The 11,240-nt window shown below is 56.0% G+C and carries 11 protein-coding genes; all 11 read right to left on the reverse strand.

Going from position 1 to position 11,240, the window contains the following annotated elements; all coding sequences use genetic code 11:
- Window positions 1-20: 20 nt before the first annotated feature.
- Window positions 21-1,463, reverse strand: coding sequence for an NADH-quinone oxidoreductase subunit NuoN (gene nuoN, locus ACEW72_RS05545; RefSeq protein ID WP_373475385.1), 1,443 nt, complete (start codon window positions 1,461-1,463; stop codon window positions 21-23).
- Window positions 1,463-3,028, reverse strand: coding sequence for an NADH-quinone oxidoreductase subunit M (locus tag ACEW72_RS05550; protein ID WP_373475386.1), 1,566 nt, complete (start codon window positions 3,026-3,028; stop codon window positions 1,463-1,465). Before ACEW72_RS05550 ends, nuoN begins: the two co-directional genes overlap by 1 nt.
- On the reverse strand, window positions 3,028-5,031 hold the full coding sequence (gene nuoL / locus ACEW72_RS05555; RefSeq protein WP_373475387.1) for an NADH-quinone oxidoreductase subunit L: 2,004 nt from the start codon (window positions 5,029-5,031) through the stop codon (window positions 3,028-3,030). The genes ACEW72_RS05550 and nuoL overlap by 1 nt, the downstream gene beginning before the upstream one ends.
- Window positions 5,032-5,038: 7 nt before the next feature.
- Window positions 5,039-5,344 carry an NADH-quinone oxidoreductase subunit NuoK gene (nuoK, locus tag ACEW72_RS05560; RefSeq protein ID WP_143775500.1) on the reverse strand — a complete coding sequence of 102 codons (306 nt, stop codon included), beginning with the start codon at window positions 5,342-5,344 and terminating at the stop codon, window positions 5,039-5,041.
- On the reverse strand, window positions 5,341-5,961 hold the full coding sequence (locus ACEW72_RS05565; RefSeq protein WP_373475388.1) for an NADH-quinone oxidoreductase subunit J: 621 nt from the start codon (window positions 5,959-5,961) through the stop codon (window positions 5,341-5,343). Before ACEW72_RS05565 ends, nuoK begins: the two co-directional genes overlap by 4 nt.
- Window positions 5,962-5,973: 12 nt before the next feature.
- The gene (gene nuoI, locus ACEW72_RS05570; RefSeq protein ID WP_373475389.1) at window positions 5,974-6,462 is read right to left on the reverse strand and encodes an NADH-quinone oxidoreductase subunit NuoI; all 489 of its coding nucleotides are present in this window, start codon (window positions 6,460-6,462) and stop codon (window positions 5,974-5,976) included.
- Entirely contained in the window at window positions 6,459-7,505 is a 1,047-nt protein-coding gene (gene nuoH, locus ACEW72_RS05575; protein ID WP_373475390.1) for an NADH-quinone oxidoreductase subunit NuoH, read from the reverse strand. The genes nuoI and nuoH overlap by 4 nt, the downstream gene beginning before the upstream one ends.
- Window positions 7,502-9,502 (reverse strand): NADH-quinone oxidoreductase subunit NuoG, encoded by a 2,001-nt coding sequence (nuoG, locus tag ACEW72_RS05580; protein ID WP_373475391.1) that lies wholly within the window; start codon window positions 9,500-9,502, stop codon window positions 7,502-7,504. Before nuoG ends, nuoH begins: the two co-directional genes overlap by 4 nt.
- Window positions 9,495-9,740, reverse strand: a complete 246-nt coding sequence (locus ACEW72_RS05585) for a hypothetical protein (RefSeq protein ID WP_373475392.1) — start codon at window positions 9,738-9,740, stop codon at window positions 9,495-9,497. Before ACEW72_RS05585 ends, nuoG begins: the two co-directional genes overlap by 8 nt.
- Window positions 9,737-11,026 carry an NADH-quinone oxidoreductase subunit NuoF gene (gene nuoF / locus ACEW72_RS05590; RefSeq protein WP_373475393.1) on the reverse strand — a complete coding sequence of 430 codons (1,290 nt, stop codon included), beginning with the start codon at window positions 11,024-11,026 and terminating at the stop codon, window positions 9,737-9,739. Before nuoF ends, ACEW72_RS05585 begins: the two co-directional genes overlap by 4 nt.
- A partial coding sequence (locus ACEW72_RS05595; RefSeq protein ID WP_373475394.1) for a hypothetical protein occupies window positions 11,026-11,240 on the reverse strand: 215 nt, incomplete at its 5' end. The genes ACEW72_RS05595 and nuoF, both read right to left, overlap by 1 nt.

Consider the following 11,240-nt stretch of genomic DNA (forward strand, 5'->3'; position numbering starts at 1 on the left):
AACTTCTTCAAAAATGGGATTCAGAACAGCGCCTTTGCAGCTTGCGCCGAGAGCGCCCCCAGAACCGGTATAGCCAGATAGCCGAGCGGCGAAACCGCCGCGGCCATTATGCCGCCAGTCCAGCTCAACACCACGTCGTCAGAAGGCGCAATCACATCGGCTGCGTCGTCAAAATACATTACTTTTACGACCTTCAGATAGTAGAAGGCCCCAATTACCGAAGCGGCAATACCGATAACCGCGAGCGGAAGCAGGTTGGCAGCCACAGCAGCCTGAAACACCACCAGCTTGCCCCAGAATCCAAATAGCGGCGGAATGCCAGCCAGACTGAACATGAAAATGGCAAAGACTGCGGCCAAAGCGGGACGGGTTTTCGACAAGCCAGCGATATCCCCGAATGTTTCCCGATAGGACCCGTCATGCGCCTTCAGCTGCATCAGCACGATAAAGCTGCCGAGCGTCATCGCGACATAGATTGCGAGGTAGACCAGCATACCGGCAACCCCCTGCTCGGTCCCTGCAGCAAGGCCGATAAGGATGAAGCCGATATTGTTGATGGAGCTATAGGCCAGCAGACGCTTCAAATTCTGCTGACCGATCGCGCCTACGGCACCAATGATGATCGACATCAAAGCCACAACGATAACAATCTGCTGCCAGACCATCACTTCGTTCCCGAATGCCTCAATAACCACCCGAATCAGCAATGCTGTGGCCGCAACCTTGGGGGCGCTGGCAAAAAAAGCGGTCACCGGGGTCGGTGCACCTTCGTACACATCAGGCGTCCACATATGGAATGGCGCAGCGCTGATCTTGAAAGCAAGGCCGGACAATACGAAAACTATGCCGAAAATCATCCCAAGGCTTATGTCGCCGTTCAGGGCCGTACCGATCGCGCTAAAGCTAGTCGAACCAGTAAAGCCGTAAAGCAGCGACATGCCGAACAGCAAAATGCCGCTCGCCAACGCGCCGAGTACGAAATATTTTAAACCTGCTTCAGCCGAGCGCCCGTCATATCGCGCAAAACTCGCAAGGACGTAAGCTGCCAAGCTGTTGAGTTCGAGCCCGATATAGAGCGTCACCAGATCCGTTGCGGAAACCATGATGCCCATGCCAATAGCCGCAAGCAGGATCAGGACAGGATATTCCGCCCGCATGGCGCCGACTTTTTCAAGGAAGCGCGGGGCAATCATCAACGAAATTGCCGCGGCGAAATAAATCAAAATCTTTGCAAAATTGCCGAACGCATCGTTGCCGATCAATCCGTCAAACGCCAAAGCATCGGTACCCGTCGCCATAAATTGCACGACATAAGCACCCGCCCCGACCAGCGCGGCAACTGCCAAAATGCTCGCCAACCGACCAGCCTCGCTCCGCCATGCGGCGAGGAGCAGCAAAACCAGTGCCGAAAAACTGAGAATGACCTCGGGGCGAACGAGGAAAAGCGAAGCGTTAAGGTCCATTAGTGGAGGCTCCCCTCAGCCTTGTTCTTTTCTTCATTATGGCTCCCGACCCGATATTTCGAAGTGGTAGGATCATTGGCCTTCAATTTACTGTCACCTAATGGTGCAGCACGTTCAATCCGTGCGACAATGGTCGCAACGTCGCTGCGTATCGGAGCAAGGAAGCTTTCGGGATAGACCCCCATCCACAGCACCACTGCTGCAATGGGTGCGAGAAGCCACATTTCTCGACCGTCAATGTCAGGCATCGCCGCCGCATCAGCATTTTTCTGCTCACCAAAGGCGATACGGCGATAGAGAAAGAGCATATAGCCTGCGCCCAAAATGATACCGGTTGTCGCAATCAAGGTCGCCCACGTCGATACCTTATACGCGCCCGCCAGAGACAGGAACTCACCCACAAAACCACTGGTTCCGGGTAGTCCCACACTCGCCATCGTAAAGAGCATAAACAGCAGCGCATATTTGGGCATGTTGATACTCAAACCGCCATAACGGCTGATTTCGCGCGTATGCAGCCGGTCGTAAATCACACCGACGCACAGGAATAGCGCGCCTGACACCAGCCCATGGCTAAGCATCACGATAATCGCACCCTCGATACCCTGCTGATTAAAAGTGAACAGGCCGACGGTCACAATCGCCATATGGGCGACGGACGAATAGGCGATCAGTTTCTTCATATCGTTTTGCACAAGCGCGACCAGAGATGTGTAAACCACCGCGACCATCGACAGGCCGAAAACCAGCGGAATGAAATCGGCGCTGGCCTCCGGGAACATCGGCAGCGAAAAACGCAGGAAGCCATAGCCACCCATTTTCAACAAAACGCCCGCCAGAATGACCGAACCGGCAGTTGGCGCCTGAACGTGGGCATCGGGCAACCATGTGTGCACCGGCCACATCGGCATTTTGACCGCGAAACTTGCGAAGAATGCCAGCCACAGCCATTTCTGCGCCTCAACCGGGAAATCGGAGTTGAGCAGCGTCGGAATATCGGCGGTTCCGGCGGTCTGGATCATCCACAACATGGCGATCAACATCACGACCGAGCCAAGCAGGGTGTAGAGGAAGAATTTATATGAAGCGTAAATCCGCTCTGCTCCGCCCCAGATGCCGATAATCAAATACATCGGGATCAATCCGGCTTCGAAGAAAATATAGAACAGCAGCAGATCCTGCGCCGCGAAAACGCCGATCATCAGCGTTTCCATAAGCAGGAACGCCGCCATATATTCACCGACACGGCTTTGAACCGCGCGCCAGCTTGCCCCGATACAGATCGGCATGAGGAATACCGACAGCATGATGAGCATCAGGGAAATACCGTCAATACCCAGCTTCCAGCCAACGGGGCCGAAAAATTGCTGGCTTTCAACGAATTGCCACTGCGCGCCTGCTGGATTGTAGCTGACCCACAGCCATACGCCCAATGCCAGATTGAGCAGCGTTGCTCCGAGCGCCAAGAGGCGGGCGGTTTCGGCGCGCGCAAACAGACAGGCGATTGCGGCTACCATTGGGATAGCCAGCATGATCGAGAGAATTGGCAGTGCTGAGGCGTTCATTATGCTTTCACCATCATCCAGCTCACCGCTGCTACAAGGCCCAAAAGCATGACCAGCGCATAGGTGTAAAGATATCCAGACTGCATCCGCACAGCCATCCGGCTGCTGAAGTTTACTAACGCGGCTGAACCATTGGGACCATATTTATCAATGATGCCAATGTCCCCTTGCTGCCAGAAAAGGCGGCCAAGCCAGAAGGCCGGACGGACGAAAATCAGGTTATAAAGCTCGTCAAAATACCATTTATTGAGGAAGAAACGGTATAGCGGGGCGAACATAGTTGCGACCTTGTGCGGCGCATCGTCGGAGCGCTGGTACATCAAATATGCAACGGTAAGGCCGGTCAGCATGGCGACGGTTGACGACAACTTTACCCACAGTGGCACTTCATGCATGGCGTGCATCAAATGTTCGTTGAAATAGAGGGTGCTGTTGGCCCAGAACTCTTTGCCGGTTTCCGCCTCGATAAATCCACCATGGAATAGAAAACCTGCGAATACAGCGCCAAGAGTCAATACGCCCAGCGGTATGAGCATGGACAGCGGGCTTTCATGCGGATGGTAACCGCCCGTTGAATCTTCGGCCGTTTCGGGCGTCTTGTGGACGCTGTGCTGGATATGCTCGCTCTGGATCCAGCGCGGCTTTCCGAAGAAGGTCAGGAACATCAAGCGCCAGCTGTAGAAGCTGGTCAGCAACGCGGCGATAACACCGATAGCAAAGCCGTACATATGATAGGTCGATCCGCTGGCGAAGGCAGCCTCGATAATTGCATCCTTGGAATAGAAACCCGCAAATCCGCCAACACCGACAATGCCGACGCCGGTAATGGCCAGCGTTCCCGCCATCATCGCCCAGAAGGTGACCGGTATATGTTTCCGCAAGCCACCATAATAACGCATATCCTGTTCATGGTGCATGGCATGGATCACCGATCCCGCGCCCAGGAACAGCAACGCCTTGAAGAAAGCGTGTGTGAACAGATGGAACATCGCCGCGCCATAGGCGCCTGTACCCGCGGCAAAGAACATATAGCCGAGTTGCGAACAGGTCGAATAGGCAATCACGCGCTTGATATCGGTCTGAACCAGACCGACAGTAGCCGCGAATATCGCCGTCGTCGCGCCGACAATCGTCACAACGTCGAGGGCAAACTGGCTCGTTTCGAACAAGGGCGACAGGCGGCAGACCATGAACACCCCGGCGGTTACCATGGTTGCCGCATGGATCAGCGCAGACACAGGTGTCGGCCCTTCCATCGCGTCGGGAAGCCATGTGTGCAGGCCCAACTGCGCCGATTTGCCCATTGCGCCGATGAACAACAGAACGCAGAGCAAGCTCATCGTATCGACGCGGTAGCCGAGGAAACCGATGCTCGAACCTACTTTATCCGGCGCAGCGGCCAAAATATCGGGGATCGAAACCGTTCCGAACAGCCAGAACACGCCGAAGATACCGAGCATGAAACCCAAGTCACCTACACGGTTGACGACAAACGCTTTGATCGCGGCGGCGTTGGCGCTGGGCTTTTTGTACCAGAAACCGATTAGCAGATAGGATGCAAGGCCCACGCCTTCCCAACCAAAGAACATTTGGACAAGATTGTTTGCGGTCACCAGCATGAGCATCGCGAAGGTAAAGAGCGACAAATAGGCAAAGAACCGCGGTTGGTCCGGGTCTTCTTCCATATAGCCCCAGCTATACAGATGTACGAGCGCGGATACCGTGGTGATAACCACAAGCATAACCGCGGTAAGTGCATCGACGCGCAGTTCCCAGTCAAAAGCAAGTGTGCCCGATTGCACCCAAGTCATAACAGGTTCAACGTAAGCCTTTTCGCCGCCGGTCAGAAAGCCGATGAAAATCGGCCAGCTGAGAAGGCAGGCGGTAAACAGACCGGCGGTCGTGATCGTCTTGGCCGCAACCGCACCGATGAAACGCTGGCCAAGGCCCGCGATCAGTGCTGCCAGAAGCGGCAGGAAAACGATAATATGTATCGAAGTCACTGGATGTTCACCCCTTCATCCGGTTGACATCGTCAACGGCAATTGTGCCGCGACCACGGAAATAGATAACCAATATTGCCAGACCAATCGCCGCCTCGCTTGCGGCGACGGTCAGAACGAACATCGCAAAAATCTGTCCGGTCAGGTCACCCAAGAAGGCGCTGAAGGCCACCAGGTTGATGTTCACGGCCAGTAAGATCAGCTCAATCGCCATCAAGATGATGATGACATTTTTGCGGTTCAGGAAGATGCCGAGCACGCCCATCACAAACAGGATGGAGCTGACCACCAGATAATGTTCGATGCCTATCACAGTTCGACCCCCTGCCCGACCGGCTGATTCACATTGCGCGTCGCATCTTGCGGACGGCGCATATTCTGGCTGTTGATATTCTGACCCTTTGTTCCGTGGCTTCGGCGGTGGGTCAGAACAATCGCACCCACCATGGCGACGAGCAGGATCAGACCGGCGCTTTCAAACAGGAAGATATATTTGCTGTAGAGCAGGTTCCCGATAGCCTCGATATTCGGCACGCTGTTGGAAACCGTCGCCGGTCCAGCTTCTGGTGTTCCAAGCTTGACCGCTCCTGCGCGATACGCACCGACGCCGAGAATGAGTTCGGCCACCAGTATGACCGCGAGCAACAGCCCGAGTGGTACGTTTTTGACAAATCCCGCGCGCAGTTCGGCAAAGTCGATGTCGAGCATCATGACAACAAATAGGAACAGCACCGCGACCGCGCCGACATATACGATCACGAGCAGCATCGCGATAAATTCCGCGCCAATCAGGACCATCAGTCCCGCCGCGTTGAAAAAGGCAACAATCAGCCACAACACGCTGTGCACCGGATTGCGCGCGAAGATCACCATCGCAGCAGACGCGATAAGGATACTGGCAAAGAGGTAAAATGAAATGACTTGAATCACAATCCGCGCCCCTTACCGATAGGCCGCATCGGCGGCAAGGTTCGCGGCGATGGCGCGTTCCCATTTGTCACCGTTGGAAAGTAGCTTGTCCTTGTCGTATAGCAATTCCTCACGTGTTTCGGTCGCATATTCGAAATTCGGCCCTTCGACGATGGCATCAACGGGACAGGCTTCCTGGCAGAAACCGCAATAGATACACTTCGTCATATCGATGTCGTAGCGCGTCGTCCGGCGGCTGCCGTCTTCGCGCGGCTCGGCCTCGATAGTGATTGCCTGCGCCGGACACACCGCCTCGCACAGCTTGCACGCAATGCAGCGTTCTTCGCCGTTGGGATAGCGTCGCAGCGCATGTTCACCCCGGAAACGCGGCGACAGCGGGTTTTTCTCGAACGGATAATTGATCGTCGCCTTCGGCTTGAAGAAATATTGCAAAGTCAGCCAGTGCGCCTTGACGAATTCCCACAAGGTGAAGGATTTGATGAGATGGGCGATGGTGGTCATGCAAAATGTCCCGTAAACATGAGATACCCGCTCACCAGAAACACCCAGAACAGCGAGATCGGCAGGAATATCTTCCAACCCAGACGCATCAACTGGTCATAGCGGTAACGCGGCACGGTGGCCTTTACCCAAGCGAAGATAAAGAACATCACGAGGATCTTGGCAAAAAACCAGATGATGCCTGGCACCATATACAGCGGCGCCCAATCGACCGGCGGCAGCCATCCGCCCCAGAAGAGGATCGCGTTCAGCGCGCACATCAGCAGCACGTTGGCATATTCGCCGAGCCAGAAGAGCGCGAAGGCCATTGACGAATATTCGGTCTGGTACCCGGCGACCAGTTCGCTTTCCGCCTCGGTCAAATCGAACGGTGCACGTGCGGTTTCGGCCATCGCGCTAATGAGGAACATCACCGCAATCGGAAACAGGAGCGGGTTCAGCGCATAAGCGTTGATAAAGCCCAGCACATGGCCTTTTTGCGCGGCAATTATACCGCCCATGTTGAAAGTACCTGCCCACAGGACGACGCAGATCAGGATGAAACCTATGGATACTTCATAGGAAATCATCTGCGCCGCGGCGCGCATCGCGGAATAAAAAGGATATTTGGAGTTGGATGCCCAGCCCGATATTACCACGCCGTAAACGCCGAGGCTGCTGATCGCGAGGATATAGAGCAGGCCGACATTGATATCGGCGAGCACCACGCCATCGGCAAAGGGTATGACCGCCCATGCCATCAACGCCACGGTAAAGGTGATGATCGGCGCAATCAGGAACAGGCCCCGGTTCGATGCCGAAGGGATAATCGTTTCCTGCAGAAAGACTTTCAAACCATCGGCAAAGGACTGAAGCACGCCGAATGGTCCGACAACATTTGGACCACGACGCAGCGCGAAGGCTGCCCACAATTTCCGCTCACCATAAATGACAAGCGCGACTGCCAGCATCAACGGGAATGCGATCAGCAAAATTCCGGCAATCGTAGCAGTGAACCACGCACCTTCATAGGACATGCCAAGCGATTGGAAGAATGAGGTCATTCCGCAGCCTCCAGAAACTGTTCGCCATGCACCAGTTCAGCCGAGCAGCGTTGCATCGTTTCCGACGCGCGGCAAATGGCGTTGGTGAGGTAGAAATCCTTGATGGGATAATCGGCGATCTTGCCGCTGACCGTGGCGGGCAGCTTTGGTTCGCCCCAGCCATAAGTGGCCAGACCTTCGACGCCGAGAGCCGGAACGACCTTGGCCATTTCAGCACGCAGCGCATCGAGGCTGTCGAACGGCAGACGCTTGCCCAAAACATCGGAAAGCGCGCGGAAAATCGCCCAATCCTCACGCGCATCCCCCGGCGGGAATACCGCACGTTCGCCGCGTTGGACGCGACCTTCGAGGTTCACGTAAGTGCCGGACTTCTCGCTATAGGCCGCACCGGGCAGGATGACATCGGCATGCCGCGCGCCCTGATCGCCATGATGGCCGACATAGACTTTGAACGTCTTGGCAAAGAGGCCGTAATCGACTTCATCTGCGCCGAGAAAGAAGGCCAGCTTCGGCGCTTTCTTCGCTAGCGCCTTGATGCCGCCATCAAAAGCGTAACCCAGCATCAGTCCACCCATGCGCGCTGCGGCGAAATGGAGGACGTTGAAGCCGTTCCAGCCCTCACGGGCCAGCTTGTATTTCTTGGCAAAAGCCAGCGCCGCGCCATGCACGCCTTCGTAACGAAGCGCGCCTCCGCCAACGATGATCGCGGGGCGCTCAGCCGCTTTCAAGGCATCCGCCAACGCCTTGGGCGCTTTTGTCAGGGCAGAAAGATCGTCGCCCAGCCATTCAACCCTATAGGTGAGGTCGGTTACCGGACCGATGGCAAAGACCTTCGCGCCCTTTTTGCGGACGGCCTTTTGCACCCTGGTGTTTACCAAAGCGGCTTCCCGGCGCAGGTCGCTGCCGACGAGCAGGATGACATCGGCATTTTCCATGCCGGCGATAGTGGTGTTGAAATTGACCGCACTCAGCGACGAGGTGTCATAGGCTAGGCCGGTCTGACGACCCTCTAGCATCACCGAACCCGCCAATTCGCGGGCTGCAAACATGGTTTCGCAATCGACCTGATCGCCAGAGAGCACGGCGGCTTCGCCCGACCAGTGCGCTTTTACAGCTTCAAAAGCCTCTGCCCAACTAACCGCAACAAGCTTACCGTCCTTGCGGACATAAGGCTTGTCGAGGCGCCGGTGGGTCAAGCCATCGACCGCATGGCGGGTTTTATCGGAGGCCCATTCTTCGTTCACATCATCGTTAATACGCGGCAAGGCGCGAAGCACAGCCCTGCCCCTGCTGTCGAGGCGGATGTTGGTGCCGACTGCGTCCATGACGTCGATGCTCGGCGTTTTCTTCAGCTCCCACGGCCGCGCTTCGAAAGCATAAGGCTTCGATGTCAGCGCGCCCACGGGGCACAGATCGACCACATTGCCGGATAGTTCGCTGGTCACCGCCCGCTCCAGATAGCTGGTGATCTGCATATTCTCACCGCGACCAATCGCGCCGATTTCCTCGATACCAGCCACTTCCTCGGCAAAGCGGACGCAGCGCGTGCACTGGATGCAGCGGGTCATCACCGTTTTGACGAGCGGCCCCATATATTTCTCGGTTACCGCACGCTTATTCTCGTCGTAGCGCGACGCACCACGACCATAAGCCACGCTCTGGTCCTGCATATCGCATTCACCACCCTGATCGCAAATCGGGCAATCGAGCGGGTGGTTGATCAGGAGAAATTCCATGACCCCTTCCCGCGCCTTCTTCACCATTGGGCTGTCGGTCTTGATAATCTGCCCTTCGGTCGCGGGCAACGCGCAGCTTGCCTGCGGCTTGGGCGGCCCGGGAGCAACCTCCACCAGACACATGCGGCAATTGCCCGCGATGGAGAGGCGTTCATGGTAGCAAAAACGCGGGATTTCCTTGCCCGCAAGCTCACAAGCCTGCAGCACGGTGGCACCAGCGGGGACTTCGATTTCGAGGCCGTCTACGGTTACTTTAGGCATTTGAGCCTCCCGAAATAACATTGGGCCAATATTCTCGCGCTAATTTCCAAAGGAAAAATACGTTTATAATTGGAACAAATAGCCAAAGTGCCCGCCACTTTTTGAGACCTAACCGCTCGAAAATTTTTAGCAGCGGAAACACCCCACCCACAATCGTTAGAAGTGAGAACACTGCAATCAGCGGAGTGAACATCAAAAAGAGCATGAGCGGATCAGAAGCAGCTTCAGACATAGTCATTCCGCCGCCTCTAACATCCCGCCGCGTTCGGCAATCCGGCGCTCCATCTCGGGGCGGAAATGTTTGATCAGGCCCTGAATCGGCCAAGCCGCTGCATCGCCGAGCGCACAGATTGTGTGGCCTTCGACCTGCTTGGTGACTTCATACAGCATGTCGATTTCTGACGCCGCAGCATCGCCGGTCCGCATACGCTCCATGACGCGCCACATCCAGCCTGTGCCTTCGCGGCATGGCGTGCATTGGCCGCAGCTTTCGTGCTTGTAGAAATACGACAACCGCGAAATGGCGCGGACGATATCGGTGGACTTGTCCATCACGATCACCGCTGCGGTGCCAAGGCCGCTGCCGACTTCCTTGCAGCCGTCGAAATCCATCGGTACGTCCATCATCATCGCAGCCGGAACCAACGGTACTGATGAACCACCGGGAATAACCGCAAGCAGATTGTCCCATCCGCCGCGCACGCCGCCACAATGCTTTTCGATCAGGTCGCGGAACGATATGCCCATTTCTTCTTCGACGACGCATGGCTTTTCGACATGGCCCGAAATCTGGAACAGCTTGGTGCCGTGGTTATTCTCGCGGCCAAAGCTTTTGAACCACGCCGCGCCGCGCCGCAATATAGTCGGCACCACTGCGATGCTCTCGACGTTGTTAACGGTCGTCGGGCAGCCATAAAGACCAGCACCTGCCGGGAATGGCGGTTTCAGCCGTGGCTGGCCCTTTTTCCCCTCAAGGCTTTCGATCATCGCGGTTTCTTCGCCGCAGATATACGCGCCAGCGCCGCGGTGGACAAAGACGTCGAAATCATAGCCCGACTTCGCCGCGTTTTTGCCAAGCAGCCCCGCTGAATAAGACTCGGCAACCGCCTTTTCGAGAGCCTTGGCCTCAAAAATATACTCGCCGCGAATGTAGATATAGGCGGCACGCGCACGCATCGCGAAACCGGCGAGCAATGCCCCTTCGATCAACTTGTGCGGATCATGGCGGATAATCTCGCGATCCTTGCAGCTACCAGGTTCAGATTCATCGGCATTGATGACGAGGAAATTGGGCCGCTCGGGCGTGGGAGCCTTGGGCATGAAGCTCCACTTCATACCTGTCGGGAACCCTGCCCCGCCGCGTCCGCGTAGACCGGAGGCCTTCACCTCTTCGATAATCGCATCCTGCCCGACCTTCATCAGGGCGGCAGTCTTGTCCCAATCCCCACGCTTCTGCGCCGCTTTCAGACCGAAATCCTGATAGCCATAGAGGTTTGTAAAAATACGGTCTTTATCCTGGAGCATCAACCCAATCCTCCTAGCATAAACCAGGCACCGCCCGCGATCAGCAAGCCGATCACCGCCAGTTTAATGATGCCCGTCAGCAATTTCCAAGCGACGAATGCGGCGACAAGGACACCAATGATGGGAAGCCACTCAACCAATTGTGTTCTCCCGAAGGGCTTCAAGATGTTCACGCAGAGGCGCAGAGGGCGCAGAGTTAGAACAAGTTTTATCC

The sequence above is a fragment of the Sphingorhabdus sp. genome, from assembly GCF_041737645.1.
Taxonomy (GTDB): domain Bacteria; phylum Pseudomonadota; class Alphaproteobacteria; order Sphingomonadales; family Sphingomonadaceae; genus Sphingorhabdus_B.